This window comes from Streptomyces sp. NPDC089424 (assembly GCF_044749345.1).
Classification (GTDB): domain Bacteria; phylum Actinomycetota; class Actinomycetes; order Streptomycetales; family Streptomycetaceae; genus Streptomyces.
Genome location: NZ_JBIVHU010000013.1, coordinates 37,306 through 62,313, shown reverse-complemented (window position 1 = coordinate 62,313; position 25,008 = coordinate 37,306). Strand labels below are relative to the sequence as shown.

Here is a 25,008-nt window from a genome sequence, read left to right as displayed (position 1 = left end):
AGCGACCGAGACGAGGCTGACGTTGGAGACGTCGGCCACACGCAGGCCCGCGCCGACGGCCGGCAGGGGCAGCTGCCCGCTGCCGGCGCGTGGCCGTGGGGAGGGCGTCCGCCGGGACTGTGTCCAGGCCGTCCTCCACGCGCCGCAACGAGCAGTGCGAAGGTGCACTCGCTCAACGCGATCGCGGCGTTGAGCGGGTCGAGGGTCCGGGTGCTCGGCACTTCGGCGATCGCGATGTCGCGCAGGGACGGCGTCGACGCCCTGCCCAGTGATGGCAATGCCCGCTACGGCGAGGTGGTCGCGGTTCTTCCTGGCATCGGCTTGCATCCGCCCCTCTTGACTATTCGGATCAGTGGTCCATATATTCGGACCAGTGATCCGGAAAAGTGGACCACTGATTCATTTCATTTGCCCCCGCGAGACACGCAGGAAGAGCGCTGTGCCAAAACAGACCATGAAAGCGATCCGGCTGCACGAGTTCGGCGGCCCTGAGGTGCTGCGTCTTGAGGAGGTGCCGGTTCCCGTGCCGGGGCCGGGTGAGGTGCTCGTGCGCGTGCACGCGGTCGGCGTCAACCCTCCTGACCGGTACGCGCGCGAGGGGATGCCCGACATACCCCCAAAGATCAGGCCCCAGTTCCATCTCCCCCTGATTCCGGGGACCGACGTCTCAGGCGTCGTGGAAGCCGTCGCTGCCGACGTCAACGGCTTCGCCGTCGGAGATGAGGTGATCGGCCTTCTGCGCTTCCCCACCCTTCTCCAGAGCAGCGCGTACGCCGAGTACGTCACCGCGCCAGCGTCCGACCTCGCCCGCAAGCTGGCCGGCATCGATCACGTGCACGCCGCTGCCCTGGTCATGTCGGGGTTGACGGCGTGGCAGTTCTTGATCGAGCTCGGGCACGATCATCCCTCGCCGTTCCAAGAGGCCCAGCACCGCCCGATGGCACTCGACAGCGAGAGCACGGTGCTCATCAACGGCGCTGCAGGTGGCGTGGGGCACCTTGCTCTCCAGCTGGCCAAGTGGAAGGGGGCCCGCGTCATCGCCGTGGCCTCCGGCGCTCACGAGACGTTCCTGCGCGAGCTCGGCGCCGACGAGTTCATCGACTACACCAAGGAGCGGCCCGAGGAGGTCGTCCGTGACGTCGACCTGGTCCTGGACGCCGTCGGGGGTCCCAACAGCAGACGCTTCTTGCGCACCCTCAAGCGCGGCGGGTCCCTCTACCCGGTGTACTTCGGCCAGTTCGACGACGAAGAGAACGCGGAGCTGGGTGTCACGGTCACGGCCGTGTCGGTCCGCTCAAGCGGCGCGCAGCTCGCCGAACTGGAGAGCTTGGTCGACGCCGGGAATATTCGCGTCGCGATCGACAGCACGTTCCCGCTCGCGGATGCCCGGGCGGCGCACGAGCGAATCGCCCGGGGGCACATCCAGGGCAAGGTCGTGCTCACGGTCGCCTAAGAACGAGCCGTCCCACCGACGCGTCCGGCTGTGGCGTTGTCAAGTTGTCCGCAGTGTCGTGTACTGCCCGCGGTCGTCGTCTGCTAGGCCCGGGCGCTGCGGACAGGAAGTGTTCCAGTGGCTACCACCAACCCCGGCATGCCCTGACACCTTCACCCGCCGATGCCACGGCTACCGCACCCGGATGCCGTCCTCGGCTGGATCGGTGTCAGCGCTCCGCGTCCTCCACAGGGCCTGCGCCTCCTGCGATGCGTCGCGGGACCTTGCAGGCGGCGATCCGGGCCTGGCAGCAGGCGAGCAGCGTCGCCTCGTCGAGAGGAACTCGCTGTTTGGAGCTGTACTCGCCGGGCGAATCGGATAGCGATGCGCGCGGTCCAGATCCCGCTCCGTTCTCCACACCACGCCGATAAGGACGCGGACGCGTCGGCGCCGCAGCGGTCTGCTGAGGAAGGAGCGTGCAGCCTCCCGCTAGAGGCGTCACCACGGTAACGGCGGTCATGACGGGACGTGTTGGCCGTGGCTGCCAGGACTTGGCCGGGCACGGGCCGGCCCCCCTCGGTGCGGAACACCGGCAATCTGCTTCCGCGAGCTGGGGGCCCTCGGCGTAGTGTCCAGGCGTCCGGATGAAGGCGCCGTGCCGGCATCGCTCGTCGGCGACGACGTGGATCTTGGTGGTGAAGCCTCCTCAGGAATGCCCAAGGTGCCGACGTGACCACCTCCTCCAGCCGCACGGCCAGTTTCCGAAGCACCGGATCGACCGCCCCGGGCGGGCCCTCTTTGGAAAACCGTGGCCGGCGGCGTTCTCCTCGCTCAGGCAGCGGGGTCCGCTTTCCGACCGCCGATCCGGATAATGGACCGCTGATCCGCACAGTCAGGAGGTTCGGATGCGGGCCGGCGACAGGAAGAACCGCGACCACCTGCTCGCCGTAGCGGGCGCCGAATCAGCGAGCAGGCGTCGACGTGTCACTGCGTGATACAGGTGTCTTTGGCGGTGTGGTCAAAAGTGCCGGAGCCGTCAGCCGGGTAAGACAGGACAACAGGCCGGGTGCGGCATGCGCCTTTCGGCCCGACAGCAACCAGATCGCAAGGCCTACGGGATAGGTCGTCGCCCGGGTGGCCTGCAGTTCGGTCAAGTCCGCCGTCGGCCGCAGAAACTCGGTGAGGAAGTAGCGCCCCCTGGGGAAGGTCGCCGGCGTCGAGCCGTGCGATACCTAGGAGCGGACCGCGCAATGGCGACTCGGCACCGATCCGCTTGTGCCGAGCGCGCGGGGCGAGTTCACCGGTCTGTGTGACGAGTTCAGCTACGGGTGCCCCCTTCGGGAGCGCTGCTCGCTGTGCTGGTCAGGATCGCGCTGGCGACCACGCCGAAGAGGTGATCGGCGCGTGGCGCGAGCGAGCGTTGATCACCGACCCAGGCGAGCGCCTCCACCAGTGCGAACAGATCGTCCCCGTCGATGTCGGTCCGCGCCACGCCCGCGGCCTGGGCCCGGGTGAGCAGCCGCGCACCAGCCGCGCGCAGTGTGACGCACGAAGCGTGTAGTGCGGACTCGGGGTCCGCGATGGCGGCTGCCATCAGCACGACCGCGCCCCGGTACTCGGTCGTCCACCCGACGCAGTCGCGCAGCCACGAAATGAGGGCATCGCCGGGCGAGTCGTCCGTCTCGAGGGCGCCCGCCTTGGCAGTCAGTTCACCGAAGCTCGTGTGGAGCAGGGCGTCGAGCAGCGACTCGCGCGTCGGGAAGTGACGCAGCAGCGTCGCGAGCCCGACATCGGCCCTGCGCGAGATGTCGCGCAGGGACACGTCGACGCCCTGCTCTCTGATTGCGGCGTCCGCTACGGCGAGCAGGTGGTCTCGGTTCTTCCTGGCATCGGCCCGCATCTGTCCCCCTTGGCAGTCCGGTCAGCGGTCCACGTATCCGGATCGCCGATCCGATTACGTGGACCAGTGATCCGGATAAGGGTATCGTGCAGGGCGGGCAGGGACGAGCCACCCTCTGCGGCCGTCATCTTCGTCCGTGCTGATGCGTCACTCGGAGCGGAGTGGGCTGTGATGCAGCGGTTCTGCCGAGACGAGGGCCCCTCCCCGTACTGGCGAGGGAGCATGTTCAGCCGCGGTGGGTCTCCAGCAGCCGCAGCCAGATTTCGCCGAGGGTGGGGAAGGCGGGTACGGCGTGCCAGAGCCGGTCGATGGGAACTTCGGCGGCGATGGCGATGGTGGCCGAGTGGACGAGTTCTCCGACGCCGGGGCCTGCGAAGGTGACGCCCACCACGGTGTTGCGATCGGTGTCGATGAGCATGCGGGCGTGGCCGCGATAGTCCTCGCCGTACTGGTGGGCGCCGGCGACGTGGGCGAGGTTGTAGTCGACGACCTTGATACGGCGCCCGCTGCGCTCGGCCTCGCGGCTGGTCAGGCCGACGGAGGCGATCTCGGGGGTGGTGAAGACGACCTGCGGGACGGCAGCCGTGTCGGCGGTGGCGACGTGCGCGCCCCAGGGGGCGTCGTCGATGGGCTCCCCCTTGGCGCGGGCGCCGATGACGTTGCCGGCGATCCGGGCCTGGTACTTGCCCTGATGCGTCATCAGGGCGCGGCGGTTGACGTCGCCGACGGCGTACAGCCAGCCGCCGTCGACGCCGGTGACCCGGAAGGTGTCATCGACGGCCAGCCAGTCGCCGGGGGTGAGACCGACGCTCTCCAGGCCGATGTCGCGGGTCTGCGGGGCGCGTCCGGTCGCCAGCAGGATCTCGTCCGCGGCCAGCTGCCCGCCGTCGGACAGCGTGATCCGCACCTCGCCGTCCTCGCGGGCCATGGAGGTGACGGTGGTGTCGAAGCGGATGTCGACGCCTGCTTCACGCAGTCCGTCGGCGACCAGTTCGCCGGCGAACGGCTCCATCCGCTCGAGGAGTCCGTTCTCCAGGACGAGCATGGTGACCTGGGAGCCGAGGGCCTGCCAGGCGGTGGCCATCTCGACGGCGACCACACCACCGCCGACGACGGTGAGGCGGCCGGGCACCTTGTCGGCGCTGGTGGCCTCGCGACTGGTCCAGGGGCGCACGGTGTCGAATCCGGGGATGGGGGGCAGGGCGGCGCGGGTGCCGGTGGAGACGGCGACGGCGTGCCGGGCGGTCAGGGCGATGATGTCGCCCTCGGGGGTCTGCACGGCCACCTGCTTGGTACCGGTGAGGCGGCCGTGGCCGCGGATCAGGTCCACAGAGACCGAGTCGAGCCAGTCGACCTGGTCCTCGTCCTTCCAGTACGAGGACATCTTGTCGCGGTGTGCGAGGACCGCCTCGACGTCCAGCGGGCCGGCCACCGCCGGGTCGAGTCCGGGTACGCGGCTCGCGTCGGCACGTGCCACCACCGGCCGCAGCAGCGCCTTGCTGGGGTCGCAGGCCCAGAACGAGCACTCGCCGCCGAGGAGTTCGCGTTCGATGAGCACGCTGCTGAGCCCGGCGGCACGGGCGCGTTCGGCGACGTTCTCGCCGACCGGGCCCCCGCCGATCACGATCACGTCGTAGGTACGGGTGGTCTCGTTCATCACTGCTGCGTTTATCACTGCTGCGTTCCTCATTGCTTGCATGACTGCGCTCGGTCGGCGGTCCGGTGCCGCTCTTCGGCCCGGACGGCAGCCGATGAATGATGGTCTGTGGGGGTGTTCAGCGGCCGGGAAGGCGCTGCGAGACCTCCTGGAGAACCCAGCCGTTGCCGTCCGGGTCGCTGAAGGTCAGGAAGGACCCGTAGGAGGCGCGCTCAGGATGCGGACCGCCCAGCCGCTCCTGGCCCGCGAGGCGGTGGGTGACATCCCCGCTCTCGTGGCCGTGGAAGAAGCCGCCTGCGTCGTGGAAGATCCCGCTGACCTCGATCCCGCGGCCGACGAGCTCAGCACGGGCCTCCTCGATGTCGGAGACGATGAGGTACAGCCCCTGGATGGAGCCGGGCGCGAGGGGCGTCATCCCCTCACCGAAGATGATCGAGCACTCCGAGCCGGGCGGCGTGAAGTGCACGACCCGGAAGTCCTCGTTGGCCCTGTAGTCGACGTCCAGACGGAATCCGACCTTCTCGTAGAAGGCCTTGGCCCGGTCGATGTCGGAGACGGGCAGCACGATCATTTCCAGCTTCAGATCCATGGAGGTGTCCTTGATTCTTGACGTCGGTGGATTACGCCCAATGCGTCACCAGACCGTCGAACGGGGTTTCGCCTTGGTGGGAGAGGTCGGCCAGGCCTGCGTGTCCTGCGCCTCGCGCCGACCTGCAATCCAGAGAACCAGCCGAAAGGGCACCTGAGGGCGGTTAAGCAGGCCTGCCTCGGCCATGGCCTGCTGGTCCAGGTACTGGCAGGCCCCCTTTCCGTGGCCGGTATGGGCAGCGCGGCAGCAACTGCCGGACCGCCTGCGCAGCCATGCCGGCACGCGCATGTCCCCGAGAGCATGATCACATCCCACGGCGGATGGAGTATCGGCAGTTACAGCAGCCGCATCGACATGGAAGGCGAGCCGGTGCCAGGCGCATAAGCGCAACATATCAGGGCATTGAGAAACCCCGAATCGGCTTTTAATAGCCAAGTCTATAGCCGGAAAGCGTCTACTTACTCGCTAAAATTTCCTTTTCGCCGACAGAGATCTGCTTATGTGGCCCAATTATTCCACCGTGCGTTTGCCGGGATACTACGTCCAGGGCTAGCCTCAATATATGGGCACGACGTCGTCCGGTTCAGGTGACAACAAAGAACTGAGCGATTTCCTGCGCTCACGGCGCGCCCGGGTGGCTCCTGAACAGGTCGGCGTCACGCCGGGGGCGAGCCGCCGTGTCCCGGGACTCCGCCGCGAGGAGGTCGCACTCTTGGCCGGATTGAGCGCGGACTACTACATCCGTCTGGAACGCGGACGGGTGGCCAACGCCTCGGAAGCGGTGTTGGAAGCCGTAGCCCGCGCTCTGCGACTGGATGATGTCGAGCGCGCGCATCTGTTCAACCTGGCCAGACCGCAGTCCATGGCCAGAGTCAGACAGCCCGCCGTTCCCTGGCGAGTGCGTCCGGGCGCGTACGCGCTGCTTGAGGTTCTTCGGGACACCCCTGCCATGATTCTGGACGGCCGCATGAACGTCCTGGCCCTTAATCGAATGGCTTGCGCGCTATACGCCGATTTTGACGCCGTACCGGCCCGCGAGCGCAATTGGGCGCGATTTATATTTCTCGACCCTGCGGCGCGTGAACTATTCATTGACTGGGACATGGCTGCCCACATGGTCGTCACAGGCTTGCACCTGTATGCGGGTCGGCATCCGAACGATCCCCAACTGGCCGAGCTGATGGATCAGCTGTCGGCCGTGGACGAAGACTTTCGCCGATGGTGGGACGCGCACGATGTGGAGGAGTTCTCCCACGGCGCCACACACTACCGGCACCCCCTGCTCGGCGAATTCACCTTGAACTACGAGGCCCTCGTCTTTCCCAGTGACCCGGACCAGTGGTTGTTCGTGAGCACAGCTCAACCCGGCTCCCCGTCTTGCGAAGCCTTGCGAACACTCGCGGATCGGATCGGCGGCCTGGACACCTAGGTACATGCAGGTTCCGTGGACAGCCCCGACGGATTGTCCGACCGTCACCCCCAAGTCCGACGGAAAAAGGGCTGATTCAGACGGTCTGCCGCCGCCCCTCCTCTCATAGGCCTCCGTTGCAAGATTCACCAGGGTGGTTCCGAGGCCGCAGACCCGTCTCAAAGTCTGCTACTCGGTGCCTTTGCGGCAATGAACTCGCAGGTCATCGAGTCTGCTCCCCGCACCCGCGGGGATGGTTCCGAGACGTGCTCGCCCTGCCTGATCAACGCGAGATCGCACCGTCCTCGGACGGTTTTGCAGATATACATCGCTGCGAGAGCCAAGGTTCATGGAAGGGACCAGGCCGCGACGGGTCCGGCGACCGCTGCCCCAGGGCGAGTCCGGTGATCTTCAAGCTGGTGCCGGCCCGCCAAGGGAGGCGAGGGGGCGGAGAACCTTGCGGGTGCTCCGTCCTCCTCGCACCGAGCTTCCGTGTCAGCAGGTGGAAGCCGAATTGATCATGATTCCCGTGACCGTGGCGTTGCCGCCCGCCGGGTTCACGTACAACCGGGCCCCCGGTGTCAGGCAGGTCGTGAACTGATTACCGAAGGCCACGTACCGAACCCATGCGATGTCGTCGTTACGGGTGTTGACGACGGTGATCGGCTGCCTCCGGGACGGCGGTACCTGGTAGTAGTTCGTCACCACCTGGTAGGAGGCGTAGTAATTCCCCGTGTAGGTGGTCGAGTTGTACAGACACACCTTGGGATAAGGGCATGTGCCGATCTGGTCGGCGGCGGCTGGCTGTGCGCCGCCGAACACAAGTGCGGCCGCCGCCATCACGCCGGCAGCGGCCGCACTGGTCAGTCTCCTGCGGAGGTTCATCAACAAGTTCCCCCTCGGTGCCGGAGGGCCTCGGCGGCCACTCACTGGGCGAGTTCATGCCCAAGCGCGAGGCTTACCATGCGGCACGAACACCCCTGCGCGGCAGAGGACTTCAGCTCGGAGGCGTCCGCCGCGTCCACCTTGATGGCCCGCGCCGGGTGGTTCGGGCCGCCGGTACTCTGACCTGGGTGGTCTCACGGCTGGCGTGGTATCCGACATCGATCCGATATCGGCCGCGAGATTCCGACACGGGATTTGAGATCCCGCATGTCCGTGTAGGGTCGCGCGGTTTGTGGCGGAGACCAACCACTGTGACCTGTGGTTCCCGGATCTGTCTCACGAGGGTGTCGGGGTTGATCAGTCTCACCACGATGTCGAATCCCCGGGGCCGAGCTCGTCACTCGTCTTCGTCGTCGAAGTCGTGGGGCGGGATGGTCCATCGCATCACCATCTCGCCCGCCTCGTTGGCTTCGAGCGTGACCGGATAGACCTGGCTGGCATCCCGCTGACCGCGGTGCCTCATCGAGTGGTCGCCCTGGTCCCATTCGATGCCGAGTACCCGGCAGCCACCGACCTCGATCGCTCCGGCGCGGAGCGGGTGGTGCCACCCGGCCCGCCGGAAACGGTGGAAGTCGGTGTGCTTGTCGATCGAGACCATGAGGCCCTTGCCGTGGAGGCGGTCGCACCAGGCGGTGAGTTCGGCCGCACGGGCGGCTGCCTCGGTCAGCGGGAGGTCGAGCCACCCCTGCGGTCCGTCGGCGCCGTACCGCGCGATCCGCTCGCCACCGAACTGCGCATGCGCGTCGTCCGCGTACAGGCCCCAGTAAAAAACGTCGGCGAGGCCGTCGGCCGGATCACCGTCCATTCCCGTCCACGTGTCCAGCCCGACGGCGTCGCCGATGACCATGCCGCACCGGTCGACAGGCAGGTCCCCTAGCCGGACCGGCACCGATCGGTCCGCAGCGCCGGGCCATGGGAGGCCGAGGCTGATCTCCAGTGTCGCGATTGTCGGTTCCTCGTCGAACGGGGACAGCGAGGTGCTCGCCCTCACCTTCAACGACCTGTCAGCGGCGGCCGGGACCGCGACCGCCTCGCACAACCACTCGCGGAGATGAGCCCCTCCTGACGACGCGGCCGTCCGGGCGCGCTCGGACAGGGGCTGACCCAGTTCCCGCCAGTAGTCGATCCACCCCGCCATGCCGAGCACCAGCACACCGGACGGCGCGTTGACGGTTCCGAGGTCGACGAAGGTCTCAGGCATGCGCCGATTGTGCCTTCCCGGTACGACATTTGGTGCAGGAGGATCGCGACGTCAGCGTCGTCTTCAGGGGCGCCTGAGTCGCGAAGGTCATTGATCATCGGCTTCTTGTCGGTGCGCTGCTCAGGGCTGCGGTTGAGGGTGGAGATCGAGACGATTGGCACACGGAGTTCCTTGGCCAGGAGTTTTAGGCAACGGGCGATCTCGGAGATCTCTTCGTGGCGCGAGGCGAGCGGCCTGGTTCCGTAGGTGAGCAGAAACGGGTCTCAAATCAAGGCCCTTTTCCATAGTTTCCGCAGGTCAGAAGGGTAACAGTCGCGACGACTGTTCATCGGTTACGCGTGGCGGAATCTGCTGTAGAACGTCAGCTGGGAAGGCCTAAGTGGTCTAATGTGGCGCCGCCCGCCCAGCGCTGCAGCTGGTGGCCGTCGAGGAGCTTGACCCCGCCTTGGCGGGAGGCCCAGAGCACGTCCGCGTGGCTGAAGGTGCCGAGGTGGACGACGACCCGGATCAGGCGGTCGACGCCGGGTCGCGCGGTTTCCCGCAGGGGAGCCGGGCCGCTCGTCACCTCGTCCTCGTCCGCTGTTGTGACCAGGCGGAAGGCGACGTCGAGTTCGCGGCCCCGGCGGTCCCGGGCATACAGGCGCGGCCGCCCCTCCCGCGCGCTCAGGTCGACCACCTGCCAGCCGTCGCGCCGCAGCATCCGCTCGGTCGCGACCGCGAGACCGGGGGTATCGAGCCGGGCCAGCTCGGCTGCGGTGTAGTGGCCGCCGCGCCGACGAGCGATCGGTTCACGCAGACGGAAGCCCATAGTTGCGGCGGCCGCCAGGAGAACGGCGCCGAGCACCAAGCCGCTGACGCCGAGCGTGCGGTAGAGCCAGGCAAGCAGCAGGGTGGGGGCGAGCACGGCCAGAACCAGGCCGAGGAAGCCGGGCAGGACGTCGCGCAGTTCGGGACCGTAGCGGCCTTGTGCCCGAAGTTCGGAGACAGCCCGCTGCCGCTGCGAGCGCCGAGACCCGGGCACGTGAGGACGTCTCCGCCACAGTTGCACCAGGGTCAACTCCCCGAAGCCATCCCGTCCCGTTGTGTGTAGTAGAGATACCCCCTCCATCCGGGCTTCCGTCAGTTGCGGCGCGTCTCAGCCAGGAACTGACTGAAGGGTTGCGGTACATGACCGCGGCGACGCGATGGGAGGGAGCGATGACCCCTGGCTTCCAGCGACGCCGGCAACTCGCCGTGCCGCCGCAGCCGTAGCGGGCCCCGCCCACCGGGGTGGGGCCGCCGATGATCCGGCAAACCCCCTTGGTTTGTCTGAAGGCTGCCAGGCGGCGGTGCGTTCGGTGTTGCTGGTGCAGGGCCGCATGCAGGCCCATTCGTCGAGCAGGACGGGACGGCGGGAGTTCTGGTCGGGACCGCGTGGCGCGACGACGACGCGGACTTCGGCGAGTCCTGGTGCGTGCAGGTCGCGACGCGGGCCGTGCCGGGGAGTCCGCTGCTGGGGCTGGCCGGCCTGTGCCTGGGACGCACCGTTCGACACTTGGGCCGTCTCAGCGATGAAGCCCTGGCCCTGGCGGAGTCGCTGGCGGCGCGGGCTGAGGCGGAGCCGAGGGACGTGGACGGCCGTTGCGGCGACGGCATTTGTGGGAATGACCGCGCGCTATGTCCGTGGCCCGAAGATGCCCGGTGTGGCTGAGACTATGTCGCGGCGGTGGCACGGTGCAGTGTGAACCAGAACGTCGGGACGGGGTTTGTGCCGGGCGTCACGTCGGCCAGTTGCCACCCGGCGAACCTGGCGCGGAGTTCGTCCGCAGTGACGCCGGACCACGAGTCGTCAAACGCCCCGGGCCCGTAGCCGAACATGAGCAATCGTGCACCGGGGGCGGCACGCTTGGTGAGGCCGGCGGCGTAGGCGTCCCGGCGGTGCGGCGGAATCCCGCAGTAGCAGCTCAGGTCGAAGAACAGATCATATGGGCCGTGCACGCCCGTCTCGTCGAGCCGGGTGGCGTCTGCGCACAGCACCGTGAGGTCCACTCCGGCCGCGTCGGCCTTCTCCCGAGCCTGCCGAACCGCGCGGTCGACCAGGTCGACGGCCGCCACCCGCCAGCCGTGCCGGGCCAGGTACACCGCGTTGGTCCCGGTGCCGCAGCCGAGTTCGAGCACCTGGCCTGGCATCAGCGCGCCGGGCCCCTCTACCAGGGCCACCAGCTCGGGCGGCGTGACGCCGCTGTCCCACGGAGGCTTGCCGTCCCGGTAGAAGTCCTCCAGCACGCCGCGCGCAGCCGCCTCTTGGTCGAGCTCCGCAGCCGTTCGAGTCTCACTCATCGCTACCCTCCAAGAATTTGGAGTTCAACTCCAGTGACCGACTCTAGAGTTAGACTCTCTGCATGGATGCGGTCAAGGGATCCGACGGACAGAACGTCAAGCGCCCCGACAAGCGAGCCGAGCGCTCGCGGCGTACCCGCGAGAAGATCACCGCGGCGGCGCGGGACCTGTTCGTCGCGCAGGGGTACGGCGTGACAAGCCTTCAGGAGGTTGCGGATCGCGCGGGTGTGGCCGTCCAGACCGTGTATTTCGTGTTCCGCAACAAGCGCGCGCTGTTCAAGGACGTCGTCGACACGTCCATCGCGGGCGACGTCGAACCGGTCGCCACGATGGACCGCGACTGGTTCCGCGCCGCGTGCGCCGAGCCCACCGCGGCCGGGCAACTGCGCGCCCACGTGCGGGGGGTACGTGACATCCTCGGCCGGGTCGCCCCGATCATGCCGCTGATCGCGGCTGCGGCGGCCACGGACCCGGAGATCGCCGCGCAGTGGCCTGCTGGCCCCGACCCGCGCTACACCGTCCAGCATGCCGCAGCGAAGGCGCTGACCTCCAAGCCCGACGCCCGCCCCGAGGTCGACACCGCCCGCGCCGCCGACCTGCTGTACGGGCTGCTCAGTCCGGAGCTATACCTGATCTTCGTCCGCGACCGGGGCTGGTCCCCCGACGCCTGGGAAGAGTGGGCATGCGAGGCCCTGACCACCCACCTCTGCACAGGCCGCAAGCAGGCCACCGCCCCTCCGGCGACAGGCGCCCGAGCAAAGTAGACTCCGCGGCCGGCCGCGGCCGGCCGCTCACTCCGCTCCGGTGGTCGATGATCCCGCTAGTGAACCGCCGCCTGGCCGCCCGACAGCACCAGCATCCTGGCCCTGCTCCGATGCCGGCAGCGTGAACCCTCCCGGCTTCAACTCACGTTCTCCCGGTGCGGCACCGCGCGTCGCGGTCCGACCGGCTTCCTCCGCGACGACCCGACGGCCACCGTCGCCGCGGGCGCCTCGTCCTCGGCCAATGCCTCCAGATACTCCTCCAGGCCGATCACCTGGCGCCTGAGGACCTCTTCCGCGTCCGCCAAGTCCGCCCGCATTCGCTTCGGTTCGGCTTCGAGCTCCTCAACCCGCACCACCGCGGCCTTCCGCCGGGCCTCCAAAACCGCCCGTGACTGCATCCGCCACCCCCACGCATCTCGGCCAACAACTGGCCGAGACTGCCGCGACACCTGCGATCCCACGCCTGACCAGCGAAATCCGCACCCGGGGTTCGGAAAGAGAACGACCTCCAGCGTCATCAAAGCCGCCCGCCAGGCTCAGCAAACCGCCTTTGCCGTTCAGTATTCGCCCCACGACTGCTCGCGGCTGAAGTTGCATGTCCACAGGATGAGCTTGACGTTGTTGCCCTTCCATCCGTGAGGGACAGCGAGGCAGGTGTTGGTGAGGGTGTCGTACACCAGACGCCCAGCCTTGTCCCATGACCACTGATGGGTCTGCGAACAGGGTGCCTGCACCACGGCTTTCCCCGGCTCGGGGTGCCCCGCCACGGCAAGGCAGAGTTTGCTCGACTCGCTCCTGAGCCAGACAACGGGGTTGTCCCAGCCGTCGAGATTCTGCGTCTCCACGTAGAAGCGCTTCGCCCACGAGTTCGGGTTGCAGTCGAACTGGGTCGCCTGGATGCCTGCGGTCTGGGAGCCGCCGGGGATCGAGATGCACTTCTCGCTGTGGGACGCGTAGATGCGAATACCCATTTCTGCATGACTGGCGGCATTCGCCGTGGAGGTCGGGGCGCAGATCATGGCGGCCATCAAGGCCGCAATCGTCGTACACGCCTTTGTCAGGCCGGGGCGACTCAACATCATGCTCCATCCGCTGGCGGTTTAGCCTGATTTGGCCGTGAGCGTAGCCACGTTACCCGCAACGGGGATTCAGTGAGGGGATGTCAAGGAGTTCCGCCAGCTCGACCGGTCACCGGGCTGGTTTCAGCGGTCGCTCACAGCTGAGCAGGTCCAACTGCTGTGCCGGCGCTCAGGTGGTGAGGGCCGTGGAGCCGGCGGTGGTATGCACAACAACACGTACCGAGTCGCCGTAGCGGGGCAAGAGTCGGTGGTGCTGCGGGTGGCGCCGGAGCCTGGCCGTCGATTTCGCTCTGAGCGGGAGCTGATGCGCAACGAGTACGCGAGCGTGCCCTGGCCGGCCCCGATCGCGTCGTTGATGCCTGAGCTCACGCAGCGAACGTGATCGCCCGTAGGGGATTTCCCCGCGAACGTGACGGCCTGTAGGGGGATTTCCTCGGGCACGAAGCACGGCATGGAGTTCCGCTGCGCCAGGCCGGCCCCTGGGGCGAGCCGGACGCGGCTGCTGTCCGGGTCACCGACCGGTACGGCTCCGCCCGCGCTACGGCCTCGGACCGCATCCACCTGAGGCTGACCACCCCCTCCGGTGGTTCTGCTGTCTGTGCGTGTGGTGATGAGGGGGAGGGGGCGTTGTCAGGGTTGTTCGTGGTGTGCGGGCTGGCTGGCTGCTGGTTGTGGTGCCGGGCGTGTGTCTTCAGCGGCGGTGGTGGTGGCTGTGTGGGTTGAGGCGGGCTGCTGGCCGGTGGTGGTTGTGGGTCGGAAGTGCCATAGGGCGAGGAGGCCTGCGAGGCCGAGGAGTCCGGCTTGGAGGTTGAGGGTGTGGGGGAGTCCGAGGGGGGTGGTGAGGGTGGCGGCGAGGATCATGCCGAGGGCTTGGAAGGTGTCGAAGACGCTTTGGAAGCTGGCGAGGACGCGTCCGCGGGTGGTGTCGGTGGTGTGGATCTGGACGATGGCCATGCGGCCGGCGAAGACGCCGATGCCGGGTGCTCCCAGGATGGCGAACAGGATGATGTAGACGCTGGTGGTGGTGGTGAGGTAGGCGGTGTTCCAGGTGAGTGCGGTCATCGCGGAGAAGACGAGGAGGGCCCAGCCGAGGAGCCGGCTGGGGTCGGTGCGCCGGGCGAGGGTGGCGATGAGGGCGCCGCCTGCCATGCCGCCTACCGCTTGGATGCCGCGCAGCAGGCCGGTTTCGCTTTCGCCGCCGGCGAGGCGTTCGGTGACGAAGACGACGAAGAGGACGGCGAACAGTCCCTGGGCCAGGCCGATCAGGCCGACGGGCAGCACCATCAGGCGTAGTCCGCGCCGGTTTCTGATTTCGTTCAGGCCGTCGGCCCAGGCCCGCCAGAGCCGTTGTCTGGTGGCGGCGGGCTGGTGTACGGCGAAGGGGCGGGACAGAAGCAGGATGGCCAGGAGGAAGGAGGCCGCGTCGATGAGGAGGATGCCGGGCAGGCCTCCTGCGGCGAGGACGAATCCGCCGAGGGAGGCGCCGAGGAGGCGGGCCATGTTGCCGTTGAGGCTGGTCAGGGCGTTGGCTGCGGGGATGTCGGCGGGTTTGACGAGTTGGGGCAGTAGTGCGTATTTGGCGGGCTGGAAGATGGTGGCGAGGGCGGCTTGGGCGCAGGTGACGAGGTTGACCAGGTAGAGCTGGCCGGGGCCGTCGACGGCGAGGAGCGGCAGCAGGACGAGGATCTGCAGCATGCTGACGCCGGCCATCAGGCGGCGCCGGTCCAGGCGGTCGGCGAGGACGCCGGCGACGGGGGAGAGTGCGAGGGCGGGCAGGAGTTCCAGGATGAAGTTGGTCGCGGTGGCGGTGACCGAGCCGGTGAGCTGATAGACGTACACCGGCATGGCGATCATGAACATCCAGTCGCCGATTTCCGAGACGAATCCGGCCGTCCACAGCCGCCGGAAATCCGGATTCGCCAGGGGGCCATTCATTGGGAACCTCAACCGGAGCTCACCCTTTTCCCTGTATTCGCTGCCGCTCGCATGGCTCGCGTGGCTTGCGTTGCCGAGCGTTTGATGCTGCCGAAGCCCCGGCCGGGTTTCAACTGCTGCGTTCAACCGGCCTTTTGGACAGTTGAGCAGGGCAGTTGAACGAAGCTGAGCAGGACAGTTGAACGCGGTCGGGCAGAGCGGTTGAGTGCAGTTGGGCAGTGCGGTTGAACGTGGTTGAGCGGGCGGAATTCTGCTTCTAGGTTTCTGTGCATGCTCCCTACGGATATCGATCTGCTGCGAATTCTGGGACGGCCCACCCTGTCCGGTGATGGCCGTCTGGCCGCCGTCAGTGTGACGGCACCCGACCTGGCCGCCGACGTGAACGCGACCGAGCTGTGGGTGGCTGCGACCGACGGGTCCGTACCGGCCCGCCGGCTCACCCGGGGCCCGTCCGACAGTGCTCCGGCGTTTTCCCCGGACGGGCGCTGGCTTGCCTTCCTGCGGCCGCTGCCCGGCGGCGGGCCCGCCCAGGTGCATCTGCTGCCGATGGACGGCGGTGACCCCTTCCCGGTGACCGACCTGCCGCTGGGTGCGGGCCGGCCGGTGTGGAGTGCGGACTCGGCCCGGCTGGCCTACACGGCACGCGTGCCCGAGCCGGGGCGTTACCTGCCCGGGGTGCCTGCGGGGAAGGAGCGGCCGCGGCGGATCACCGATCTGCGCTACATGGCCGACGGTCTCGGCTTCACCTTCGACCGGCCGCGTCATGTCTTTGTCACCGACCCGTTCGCTGAACTGCCGTTCACCCGTGTCCCGGACGCCGTGCAGGTCACCAGCGGCCCCTTCGACCACGACGAGGTGTCGTGGAGCCCGGACGGCACCCTGCTCACCTTCGTCTCCGGACGGCACGACACGCACGCCGACGACCTGCGGCGCGACGTGTGGGTCTGCGCCCCGGACGGCCGGGGCCTGCGGCCGCTGACCCGGGGCGGCCTGGAGATGAGCTGTCCGCTGTTCTCCCCGGACGGGACACGGGTGTGTTTCGCCGCGGAGACCCTCACCGACGACAACCGGGCCCGGGGCGCGAGCAGTTACGGGCTGTGGTCGGTTCCCGCGGACGGCTCCGCCGATCCGGTGCGGCTGACCGACCCGGAGCCGTACCACCTGAGCTTCGCGTCGCTGATGATCCAGACGGCCCGGGACGGGGTGTACTTCGCCAACGACTGGCACGGCGAGGTGCATCTGATCCTGGTGCCCTACGACGGCGGCGAACCGACACCGGTGATCACCGGCCGCCGCCAGGTCAACGGTTTCGCGGTCGCGGACAGCACGGGCGGTGTGACCGTGGCCGCCGTGATGTCCGGCGCGGACAGCGCCGGCGATCTCATGGTGCTGCACGAGGGGGCGGAGCGGGAGGTCACCTCCTTCGGGGCCGGCCTGCGGGCCCGCGCGGACCTGCGGCCCGTCGAGGAGTTCACCGCGTACGCCTCGGACGGCTACGAGCTCCAGGGCTGGCTGGTCCGCCCGGCCGGGCCCGGCCCGCACCCGGTGCTGCTGCAGATCAAGGGCGGCCCGTACACGCAGTGGGGCTACACGCTCAACGGTCCCGCCTCCTTCGAGGAGGCGCAGGTGTACGCGGCGGCCGGCTACGCGGTGGTGCTCGGCAACCCGCGCGGCACCTCCGGCTACGGGCAGGCGCACGGCCGGTGGGCTGCCGACGACCTGGCGTTCAGGACCGCCCCCGACCTGCTGGCCCTGCTCGATGCCGCGTTGCAGCAACCGGATCTGGATGCTGGGCGGGTGGGGGTGCAGGGCGGCTCCTTCGGCGGCTACATGTCCGCCTGGCTGGCGGCCCACCACGGCGAGCGGTTCCGCGCGGCGATGGGCGAGCGCGGCTGCTACGCCATCGACAGCCACTTCGGTTCGGCCGATGACGGCGTCAACAACTCGATCGCACTGTACGGAGCGGATCCGAAGCGGTGGGCGGAGCTCAGCCCGATCACCTACGCCGACCAGATCGAGATCCCGATGCTGTTCATCCAGTCCGAGGAGGACCGGCACACCCCGATGGAACAGGCGCAGCGGATGTTCGTGGCGCTGAAGATGCGGGGTGTCCCGGTCGAAATGCTGCTGTTCCCCGGCGAGGGGCACGACATGTCCCGCACCGGTCTGCCCAGCCACCGCGTCGCCCGCTACGAGGCGATTCTCGGCTGGTGGTCCCGCCACATGACCGAGGAGGACGACCGTGCCGCACACTGACCCCCACCCGAACCCGGACCGCCACCCGCACCCGGGCCCGGACTCCCGCCCGAGCCCGGACTCCCACCCGCACCCGCAGACGGATCCGAGTCCGCACGCGGCCCCGGCCCCGGCCCCGGCCCCGGCCCCTGATCCGGATCCCGCCGTCGAATACATCCTCTCCACCTACCTGACACCGCCCGGCGAACGCGCCGTCATCTCCCCGCGCCACGACCACAACGTGTCCCTGTGGCGGCGCAGCCCCCACCGTGTGGAACTGGTACGGCACTGGGAACTGGAGCGCATCAGCGGGCAGAAGCACCACTCGTGGCCCCTCTACACGCCTGAGCGGGCCGAGGCCTTCCTCAGTCATCTGCTGGCCGGCGAGGGACTGACCCTGGCCGACGTGTCGGTGAGCTGGGGCACTCCGGGCCTGCCCGGCTACGCGCCGCTGCCGGTGCCGGAGGGCGCCGAGGCGCTGCCGGTGCACAGCCTGGCGCACCTGTTCAGCGGATTGCTGCTGGACACCCGCTTGTTCCGGGAGGCGAACATCATCGCGATGGCGGTGGACGCCGCTCCCGATCTGGTCCTGGAGCGGGAGCTGCCGCCCGCCTACTACGCCGGCTGCGTATCGGTGCGCGGCGCGCTGCAGTTCACGTCGGTGGAGTCGCCTGCCCCGCTGTATCACGCCGCGGACCGGCTGCTGGGCAAGGAGCCGGGCACTTTGATGGCCCTGGCGTCGGCCTGTGACACGGCGATCGTCTTCGACGCGGCGGCCGAAGCCGCCCAGGTCAGCCTTCCGGGCGGCCATGTGCAGCCCTGGGCGGCCGCTTTCGGCCTGGTCCGGCGGGTGCTGGCGGAGGCGGAGCGGCAGCTGGCGGGGTCGGCTCCCGATGCCCGGTTCACTGCCGAGGAGAACCTGCACAGCGCCGTGATGAAGGTGGTGCAGGAGTGCTGCGAGCTGATCACGGTGCGTACCGTCGAGAAGCTGTGCGCGCTGGGCGGGGTACGGCCCGAGGACTGCTACCTGTCCGTCAGCGGCGGTTTCGCCCTCAACGTGCAGACCAACACCCATGTACTCGACCGGTTCGGCTTCCGCGGCCTTCTGACCCCGCCCTGCGCCAACGACTCCGGGGTGGCGCTGGGCCTTGGCCTGCTCGGCCTGTACGGCACGGGCGCCTTCGACGACGCCGACCTGCGTATCCCCACCGCCTACCAGGGCAACGAACTGCGCAAGGCCGAAGTCGACGCCGCTCTGGCCGAGTTCGCCCCGTTCATCGAGGAGGTGTCCGCCTTCACGCCGGAGCAGTTCGCCCAGGACCTCGCCGACGATGTGCTGGTGTGGGCCGACGGGGCGGCGGAGATGGGGCCGCGGGCCCTGGGCCACCGCAGTCTGCTCGGCGATCCGCGAGCGCAGAGGACCAAGGACCGGCTCAACGAGTGCAAGCAGCGCCAGTGGTGGCGGCCGGTTGCCCCGATCGTGCTGGCCGAGTACGCACACGCATGGTTCGAGCAGGACCGGCCCTCCCCCTACATGCTGGAGGCCGCCCGCGTGCGCACCGAGGTCAGGGAGCAGGTGCCGGCCGTGCTGCACCTGGACGGGACGGCCCGCCACCAGACCCTGGCCGCCGAGGACAATCCGCTGCTGCACCGGGCGATCGACGCCTTCCGCGAAGCCACCGGCGTGCCCCTCGTGTGCAACACCTCCCTCAACGACAAGGGGGAGCCCATCGCGGACACCGCCGCCGAGGCGCTGAACTTCGCCGTCCGCAAAGGCATCCGGATCGCCTACCTGACCGGGCGGCGCGTGGTGCTGCGCACGCCGCAGGAGTACGACGCGCCGCTGCCCGCCGGCCCGCGCCCCCGGGCCACGGCCTTCTTCGCCGGACAGGAAGCCGACCGCGACGCGATCTGGCGGTCCTGGCTGGAGCGCGGCCACACCGAGGCCGGCCTGCTGCTGCTGACCGGCACCCCGCAGCTGCTGGCCGACCCGCAGACCTGGACGCCCAACCGGGTCCGGCTGCTGGCCGAGCGCGTCGCGGCCGGTGATCCCGCCTTCGGGCAGAACCTGGACCAGTTCCGCCGCGACCACGGCCCCGGGACGGCCTTCGGTGACGCGCCCGCCCTCCGCCACTGACCCCTGCCCCGGGGACGCCCCGAGGCCACCTGGAATGGACATGCCGGCATGACGAGCCACACCTTCACCGACCTCGTCGGTGACGAGAAGGAATTCTTCGCCGAGTACTTCAACAAGAAGCCGCTGCTGCGCAAAGGCGCGCTGAAGGACCCCCAGGGGATCCTGTCGCTGCGCCGGCTGGACGAACTCGTCCAGCTGGAGGTCATCCGCCCGCCCTATCTGCGGGCCAACCTCAAGGGCGCCGGAGTCCCCGACCAGGGATTCACCCAGACCGTCACCGTCCAGGGCACCGACCTCACCGACGCGATCGTCCCGGAAAAGGTGTACGACCTGTTCCGCGCCGGCGCCACCATCGTGTGGAGCTCCCTCAACCACCTGGACTCCTCGCTGCGCTCCTTCACACGGGTGATCAGCGACCGGTTCGGCGCCAAGACCGACTGCGTGGCCTTCCTGACCCCCGCCGGCAAGCAGGGCTTCTCCCCGCACCACGACCCGGTGGACCTGTTCATCGTGCAGACGGAGGGCACCAAGCGGTGGCGGCTGTGGAACCCGGCCGAGGTCCGCAAGGGCGAGGCCGCCTCGTACACCGCCGAGCAGCTCGGCGAGCCGGTGATCGACGTGCTCCTGGAACCGGGCGACGTCCTCTACCTGCCCTACGACACGCCGCACGCGGCAGCGGCCGAGGAACTGGCCTCGGTGCACCTGTCCATCATGGTCCGCCCGCGGATGTGGAAGGACCTGCTCCAGCAGACTGTCGAGGAACTGGTCCGCGAACCGCAGTTCAACGAGTTCCCCTTCATCGGCACGGACCGGGAGGCCGGCACCGAAGCCCTGTTCGCGCACCAGCTGCGGGCGGTGGCCGAGCGGCTGACCGGGCTGGAGCCGGGCCCGGAACTGGACCGGCTGGCGGAACTGGGCCGGCGGATGCCGGGCAACTCGGCCGGGCACACCTTCCAGAGCACCGCGCGGCTGGACACCCTGGAACCGGACGCCCCGATGCGGCGCACCGACGCGGCCGTCGAGTTCGGCACGCCCGCCGACGGGCGGGTCCAGCTCACCGTGGGCGGGCACCGCATCGCCGTACCGGCACCGGTGGCCGAGATCCTCGCGGGCATGGCAGCGGGCCAGGAGACAGCCGCCGCCGCCGTCTTCCCCGGCGTGCCCGCCGAGCGCGCGACCCGGATGGCACAGGGCCTGGCCCGGATCGGGCTGCTCGAGGCCGCCGCGTGAGCCGTCTGACAGGGTGAGGCCGTGACCGCCGAACGGATCTCCCCGCCCACCGTCGCCGACGAACGCACCATGCTCCGCGCCCACCTGGACTTCCACCGCCAGACGCTGGAGCTGAAATGCGCCGGCCTGAGCGACGCCCAGCTGCGCATCCCGTCCGTGGCACCGTCCACCCTGTCCCTGCTGGCCCTGGTCCGGCACATGGCCGAGGTGGAACGGGCCTGGTTCCGCCGGGTCCTGCACGCGGAACACGACCTGCCACTGGTGTGGTCCGACACCTTCGACTTCCAGGCGGCCTACGAGACCGCGGACGCGAAGGTCTCCGAGGCCTTCGCCGCCTGGCGGGCCGAGGTCGGGCACGCCCGCCGTATCGAAAGCGCCGCCGGCTCCCTGGAGCTGGTGGCGCACGAGCACCGGCGCGGCATCGACGTCTCGCTCCGCTGGGTGATGCTCCACATGATCCACGAATACGCACGCCACAACGGGCACGCCGACTTCCTGCGCGAAAGCATCGACGGCACGACCGGCGTCTGAATTCCCGAAACGCACAGAAAAAAGAGCCGGAGAAGGGCCGCGTTCCACCACACAACCAGTGGTGGAACGCGGCCCTTTTCCCGTCCCTCCCCCCGGCGGATTCCGGCCCGTTCAACTGCCTCCACAATCACGGTTGAACACCCCGGCAACTCATTGACCGAACTCCCGCCCACCCGGCACTATTTCATCAACGCCGAGAACAACTCGGCAGAATAAAAAGGGAGTTGATTGTCATGGAGAACACCTTCGACGACATCGAGTTCATCGAGACCTCCGCTGAGCTGCTGGCCACCGCGTACCACGTCAACATCCAGTAATTGCCGGTATCGGCAGAGGGGCGGCTTCGGCCGCCCCTCTGGCCGCATCCACACCCGTAGGGAGGGCGCAACCCGTGAAGGACTGGACCTTCGAAGAGCTCGTCGGCGACACCGCAGGCTTCTTCTCCCAGCACTTCGGCCGGCAGCCGCTGCTGCGCCGCGGGGTGCTCGACGCCGCACGCGCCCGGGAACTGGCGTCGGTACACAGGCTCGACGACCTCGTCGCCATGGAAGCCGTGCGGCCCGCCTACCTGCGGGTGGCCAGAAACGGCCAGGGCGTGTCCAGCAAGGCATACACCCGCACCGTGAACGAGCCGGGATCCGCGCTCACCGAGACGGTCGTACCCGAGCAGGTCTACGAACTGTTCCGCTCCGGCGCCACCGTGACCTGGAACTACCTGCACCACTTCCTGCCCTCCGCACGCCACCTCGCGCAGGCCCTCACCCAGGCCTTCGCCGCCCCCGTGGACACGGTGGCCTTCCTGACCCCGGCCGGCCACGACGGATACGCCCCCCACCACGACCCGGTCGACGTGTTCGTCGTCCAGACCGAAGGCACCAAGGACTGGCGGATCTGGCAGACACCGGCCGCACGGCGCAGCGACAGCGTCACCTACAGCGCCGAGCAGCTCGGCGAACCCGCCCTGCAGACCACCCTGCACCCCGGTGACGTGCTCTACCTGCCCTACGGCACCCCGCACGCGGCCGCCGCGGGCGAACAGGTCTCCCTGCACATGTCGGTCACCGTCGCGCTCCGCGGCTGGCGCGACCTGCTGCGCGAGACGGTGGACACCCTGACGGCAGACGACGCCTTCGACGGATCCCCCCACCTGGGCGGCGACAACCCGGAAGCGGCCGCGGCCGCACTCACCGAAATGATCGCCCTGCTGCGCGACCGGCTGGCCGCGCTCACCCCCGCCACCGAGACGGCACGGCTGGCCGCAGCCGGCCGCAGCCACGGCGGCGCCGCACGGCCCCGCGAGTTCCAGCGCCTTGCCGAGCTCGCCGGACTCACCCCCCAGGCCCGCCTGCGGCGCACCTCGCTCCCCGTCGAGATCGGCGTGAGCGACGGCGGCCGGACCCGCCTGTCGGTCAACGGCCACACACTGGCCGTACCGGACGCGATAGCCCACACCCTGCGCCTGCTGGAGACGGGCGGCTCGGTTCCGGCGGGCGAACTCCTCAAGGACGCCGCCGCCGCACGCTCACTGCGCGCGGCCCAGTCCCTGACCCGCCTCGGCGTCCTCGAACCGGCCGCCCCCGCGAAAAGCACCACCCGATGACCCCCTCCGCCGTGCCCACAGCCCTCCACACCGCACACGACACCGGCGTCGACGCAGCCGTCGACACCGGCCTCGGCATAGGCCTCGACGTCGGCCTCGACCGGTCCGTACGGCCCCAGGACGACTTCTACCGCTACACCACAGGACGCTGGACGGACGGATTCGTCCTGCCCGGCCACCGCGCCGAAGCAACCATGCTGTCGCTGCTCGCCGACCAGGTGCAGGACGAGGTCGCCGCCCTCATCGCCCGCCCCGGCCAGGACCCCGACGGCCGCCGCATCACCGACCTGTACACCAGCTTCATGGACGAGCGGCGTATCGAGGAGCTGGGCGCCACGGCCCTGACCGCAGACCTGGAACAGATCCGCCGCGCCCCCGACCGGCACACCCTCGCCCGGGTGCTGGGCCGGCTGCAGGCACAGGGCATGACCGGCGCCGTCGGCCTGCACGTCGCCGCCGACACGCAGGGATACCTGCTGCACCTCTCCCCATCCGGCCTCGGCCTGCCCTCCGCCTCGCTGTACCGCGAGGCGCGCAGCGAGCGCCTGCGCGAGCGCTACCTCGTCCATGTGACGACGATGCTCTCCCTCGCCGGGCTGCCCGACGCCGAAACGGCCGCGGCCCGCGTCCTGCGGGCCGAGACGGCGCTGTCCGGCGGGCACGCACCGCCGGACAGCCCCTCTCCCGCCGCGGCGCAGACCTGCCCGGCCACCACCGCCGAACTGGCCCGCCGCCACCACGGATTCGCCTGGTCCGCCTGGCTGGACGGACTCGGCCAGGTGCCGGCCGCCGCCCGGGTACGGCTGCACCCGCACGCCTTCCTGCCCGCCCTGGAGCACTGGTGGACCACCACCTCGCTCGACTCGCTGCGCCTGTGGCTCGCCTGGCGGTACATCCACGAGATGGCCCCCTTCGGATCGCGCAGGGTCTTCGCCGAGCACTTCGACTTCTACTGGCGCGACCTGACCGGCGCCCGCTGGCCCTGGCCCCGCCGGCTGCGGGCCACCGCCTTCGTCCAGACCGCCGCAGGCGACCTGGTCGGCGAGCGCTACCTGCGCGCCCACCTGGACCCCGGCACCCGCGACCGTGCCGCCGGCCTGGTGGCCCGCATGGCCGGCACCTACCGCGACTGCCTCCGGCAGGCCGGGTGGATGGGGCCGGACACCCGCCGGGCGGCCATCGCCGTGCTGGACTCCATGCGGTTCGAGATCGGCGCTCCGAGCGGTCCGGCCGAGACCGCGCCCCTGGTCACCGACCCCGGCGACCTCATCGGCAACGTCAAACGTGGCCGGGCACGGCAACTGGCCCGCCGGCTCGGCCGGCTCACGGGCCCTGCGGACCGCTCGGAATGGCGGGTGCTGCCGCAGGCGGTCACGGCGTACTACCGGCACGGCCTGAACCAGGTCGTCGTCCCGGCCGGCCTGCTGCGGCCGCCGGTGTTCACCGCGGGCGGCGATCCGGCCCTCGACCACGCGGTACTCGGCTCGATCGTCTGCCACGAGATGTCCCACGCCGTCGTCCGCGCCTGGCGCACAGGCGCCGACAGGGCCGAATTCGACCGCCGCACCGCGCCACTGGTCGCCCAGTACGACGGTTACGCACCCGAGGGATCACACGGGCGACGGGTCAGCGGGAAGCGCACCCTGGGCGAGAACCTCGCCGACATCACCGGCCTGGCCGTGGCACAGGCCGCGTTCGCCGACCACCTGGCGGCATCGGGCATCACCGGCGCCGAACGCCGGCACCAGATGCGCCGGTTCTTCCTCCTGTGGGCGTCGATGTGGCGCAGCAAGCGCACCCCGGAGCGGATACGCGAACGCCTGGACAACGACACCCACGCCCCGCCCCAGTTCCGCTGCAACGGCGTCCTCGGCCACATCCCCGCCTTCTACGAGGCCTTCGACGTGCACGAGGACGACGCCCTGCACCTGCCGCAGGCGGACCGGTGCACGCTGATCGCCATGAGGGGCAGCTGACATGAGTACGCCGGCCCGCCCAACGTTGCGCCTCCGGCCCAGCAGCGCCGCCGGCCGCGCCCTGCGCCCG

The 25,008-nt window shown here is 69.4% G+C and carries 18 protein-coding genes and 2 pseudogenes; 9 read left to right on the top strand and 11 right to left on the bottom strand.

From position 1 onward, the window contains the following. The first annotated feature begins 454 nt into the window (after positions 1 to 454). Positions 455 to 1,453 carry an NADP-dependent oxidoreductase gene (locus tag ACIP2X_RS37555; protein WP_401682801.1) on the top strand — a complete coding sequence of 333 codons (999 nt, stop codon included), beginning with the start codon at positions 455 to 457 and terminating at the stop codon, positions 1,451 to 1,453. Positions 1,454 to 2,750: 1,297 nt separating this feature from the next. On the opposite strand, the gene ACIP2X_RS37550 is transcribed toward ACIP2X_RS37555, so the two are convergent. The 3 genes from ACIP2X_RS37550 to ACIP2X_RS37540 form a co-directional block, all read right to left on the bottom strand. Next, the gene (locus ACIP2X_RS37550) at positions 2,751 to 3,332 is read right to left on the bottom strand and encodes a TetR/AcrR family transcriptional regulator (protein WP_401682763.1); all 582 of its coding nucleotides are present in this window, start codon (positions 3,330 to 3,332) and stop codon (positions 2,751 to 2,753) included. 226 nt (positions 3,333 to 3,558) lie between these two features. Further along, positions 3,559 to 4,989 (bottom strand): dihydrolipoyl dehydrogenase family protein, encoded by a 1,431-nt coding sequence (locus ACIP2X_RS37545; RefSeq protein ID WP_401682760.1) that lies wholly within the window; start codon positions 4,987 to 4,989, stop codon positions 3,559 to 3,561. Between the two features lie 118 nt (positions 4,990 to 5,107). After that, positions 5,108 to 5,578: a VOC family protein gene (locus tag ACIP2X_RS37540; RefSeq protein ID WP_401682757.1), complete on the bottom strand. Its 471-nt coding sequence runs from the start codon at positions 5,576 to 5,578 to the stop codon at positions 5,108 to 5,110. 562 nt (positions 5,579 to 6,140) lie between these two features. On the opposite strand from ACIP2X_RS37540, the gene ACIP2X_RS37535 reads away from it, so the two are divergent. Beyond that, positions 6,141 to 7,007, top strand: a complete 867-nt coding sequence (locus tag ACIP2X_RS37535) for a helix-turn-helix transcriptional regulator (protein WP_401682754.1) — start codon at positions 6,141 to 6,143, stop codon at positions 7,005 to 7,007. 474 nt (positions 7,008 to 7,481) lie between these two features. Here the strand turns inward: ACIP2X_RS37535 and ACIP2X_RS37530 are convergent, their stop codons facing one another. The 5 genes and pseudogenes from ACIP2X_RS37530 to ACIP2X_RS37510 form a co-directional block, all read right to left on the bottom strand. Continuing rightward, on the bottom strand, positions 7,482 to 7,871 hold the full coding sequence (locus ACIP2X_RS37530; protein WP_401682751.1) for a hypothetical protein: 390 nt from the start codon (positions 7,869 to 7,871) through the stop codon (positions 7,482 to 7,484). A 397-nt stretch (positions 7,872 to 8,268) separates the two neighbouring features. Then, a complete protein-coding gene (locus ACIP2X_RS37525) occupies positions 8,269 to 9,132 on the bottom strand; it encodes a hypothetical protein (protein WP_401682749.1) in 864 nt (287 codons plus the stop codon). A 74-nt stretch (positions 9,133 to 9,206) separates the two neighbouring features. After that, a pseudogene (locus ACIP2X_RS37520) lies at positions 9,207 to 9,311 on the bottom strand (DnaB-like helicase C-terminal domain-containing protein); the annotation flags it as partial. A 182-nt stretch (positions 9,312 to 9,493) separates the two neighbouring features. Continuing rightward, on the bottom strand, positions 9,494 to 10,153 hold the full coding sequence (locus ACIP2X_RS37515; RefSeq protein ID WP_401682746.1) for a hypothetical protein: 660 nt from the start codon (positions 10,151 to 10,153) through the stop codon (positions 9,494 to 9,496). Positions 10,154 to 10,824: 671 nt separating this feature from the next. After that, positions 10,825 to 11,451: a class I SAM-dependent methyltransferase gene (locus ACIP2X_RS37510; protein WP_401682743.1), complete on the bottom strand. Its 627-nt coding sequence runs from the start codon at positions 11,449 to 11,451 to the stop codon at positions 10,825 to 10,827. A gap of 62 nt (positions 11,452 to 11,513) precedes the next feature. Between ACIP2X_RS37510 and ACIP2X_RS37505 the strand changes: the two genes are divergently transcribed. Beyond that, positions 11,514 to 12,215, top strand: a complete 702-nt coding sequence (locus ACIP2X_RS37505; protein ID WP_401682741.1) for a TetR/AcrR family transcriptional regulator — start codon at positions 11,514 to 11,516, stop codon at positions 12,213 to 12,215. A gap of 140 nt (positions 12,216 to 12,355) precedes the next feature. Here the strand turns inward: ACIP2X_RS37505 and ACIP2X_RS37500 are convergent. From ACIP2X_RS37500 to ACIP2X_RS37490, 3 genes and pseudogenes are all read right to left on the bottom strand, one after another. Then, positions 12,356 to 12,613 (bottom strand): annotated as a pseudogene (locus tag ACIP2X_RS37500) (hypothetical protein); the annotation flags it as partial. Between the two features lie 159 nt (positions 12,614 to 12,772). Then, entirely contained in the window at positions 12,773 to 13,243 is a 471-nt protein-coding gene (locus ACIP2X_RS37495) for an RICIN domain-containing protein (protein WP_401682738.1), read from the bottom strand. Between the two features lie 681 nt (positions 13,244 to 13,924). Beyond that, complete coding sequence (locus ACIP2X_RS37490; RefSeq protein WP_401682735.1) at positions 13,925 to 15,229, bottom strand: MFS transporter; 1,305 nt, start codon at positions 15,227 to 15,229, stop codon at positions 13,925 to 13,927. A 270-nt stretch (positions 15,230 to 15,499) separates the two neighbouring features. On the opposite strand from ACIP2X_RS37490, the gene ACIP2X_RS37485 reads away from it, so the two are divergent. From ACIP2X_RS37485 to ACIP2X_RS37460, 6 genes are all read left to right on the top strand, one after another. Further along, on the top strand, positions 15,500 to 17,485 hold the full coding sequence (locus ACIP2X_RS37485) for a S9 family peptidase (protein WP_401682732.1): 1,986 nt from the start codon (positions 15,500 to 15,502) through the stop codon (positions 17,483 to 17,485). After that, positions 17,472 to 19,601, top strand: a complete 2,130-nt coding sequence (locus ACIP2X_RS37480; RefSeq protein ID WP_401682729.1) for a carbamoyltransferase C-terminal domain-containing protein — start codon at positions 17,472 to 17,474, stop codon at positions 19,599 to 19,601. Before ACIP2X_RS37485 ends, ACIP2X_RS37480 begins: the two co-directional genes overlap by 14 nt. Positions 19,602 to 19,649: 48 nt before the next feature. Then, positions 19,650 to 20,831 carry a cupin domain-containing protein gene (locus ACIP2X_RS37475; RefSeq protein ID WP_401682726.1) on the top strand — a complete coding sequence of 394 codons (1,182 nt, stop codon included), beginning with the start codon at positions 19,650 to 19,652 and terminating at the stop codon, positions 20,829 to 20,831. A gap of 21 nt (positions 20,832 to 20,852) precedes the next feature. After that, the gene (locus ACIP2X_RS37470) at positions 20,853 to 21,362 is read left to right on the top strand and encodes a DinB family protein (RefSeq protein ID WP_401682723.1); all 510 of its coding nucleotides are present in this window, start codon (positions 20,853 to 20,855) and stop codon (positions 21,360 to 21,362) included. Between the two features lie 391 nt (positions 21,363 to 21,753). Then, entirely contained in the window at positions 21,754 to 22,962 is a 1,209-nt protein-coding gene (locus tag ACIP2X_RS37465) for a JmjC domain-containing protein (RefSeq protein WP_401682720.1), read from the top strand. Positions 22,963 to 22,973: 11 nt separating this feature from the next. Further along, positions 22,974 to 24,938, top strand: coding sequence for a M13-type metalloendopeptidase (locus tag ACIP2X_RS37460; RefSeq protein ID WP_401682717.1), 1,965 nt, complete (start codon positions 22,974 to 22,976; stop codon positions 24,936 to 24,938). Positions 24,939 to 25,008: the final 70 nt, after the last annotated feature.

Coding starts and splice junctions, on each gene's coding strand:
- ACIP2X_RS37555 (WP_401682801.1), top strand. CDS start 455: ATGAAAGCGATCCGGCTGCACGAGTTCGGCGGCCCTGAGGTGCTGCGT.
- ACIP2X_RS37550 (WP_401682763.1), bottom strand. CDS start 3,332: ATGCGGGCCGATGCCAGGAAGAACCGAGACCACCTGCTCGCCGTAGCG.
- ACIP2X_RS37545 (WP_401682760.1), bottom strand. CDS start 4,989: ATGAACGAGACCACCCGTACCTACGACGTGATCGTGATCGGCGGGGGC.
- ACIP2X_RS37540 (WP_401682757.1), bottom strand. CDS start 5,578: ATGGATCTGAAGCTGGAAATGATCGTGCTGCCCGTCTCCGACATCGAC.
- ACIP2X_RS37535 (WP_401682754.1), top strand. CDS start 6,141: ATGGGCACGACGTCGTCCGGTTCAGGTGACAACAAAGAACTGAGCGAT.
- ACIP2X_RS37530 (WP_401682751.1), bottom strand. CDS start 7,871: ATGAACCTCCGCAGGAGACTGACCAGTGCGGCCGCTGCCGGCGTGATG.
- ACIP2X_RS37525 (WP_401682749.1), bottom strand. CDS start 9,132: ATGCCTGAGACCTTCGTCGACCTCGGAACCGTCAACGCGCCGTCCGGT.
- ACIP2X_RS37510 (WP_401682743.1), bottom strand. CDS start 11,451: ATGAGTGAGACTCGAACGGCTGCGGAGCTCGACCAAGAGGCGGCTGCG.
- ACIP2X_RS37505 (WP_401682741.1), top strand. CDS start 11,514: ATGGATGCGGTCAAGGGATCCGACGGACAGAACGTCAAGCGCCCCGAC.
- ACIP2X_RS37495 (WP_401682738.1), bottom strand. CDS start 13,243: ATGGCCGCCATGATCTGCGCCCCGACCTCCACGGCGAATGCCGCCAGT.
- ACIP2X_RS37490 (WP_401682735.1), bottom strand. CDS start 15,229: ATGAATGGCCCCCTGGCGAATCCGGATTTCCGGCGGCTGTGGACGGCC.
- ACIP2X_RS37485 (WP_401682732.1), top strand. CDS start 15,500: ATGCTCCCTACGGATATCGATCTGCTGCGAATTCTGGGACGGCCCACC.
- ACIP2X_RS37475 (WP_401682726.1), top strand. CDS start 19,650: ATGACGAGCCACACCTTCACCGACCTCGTCGGTGACGAGAAGGAATTC.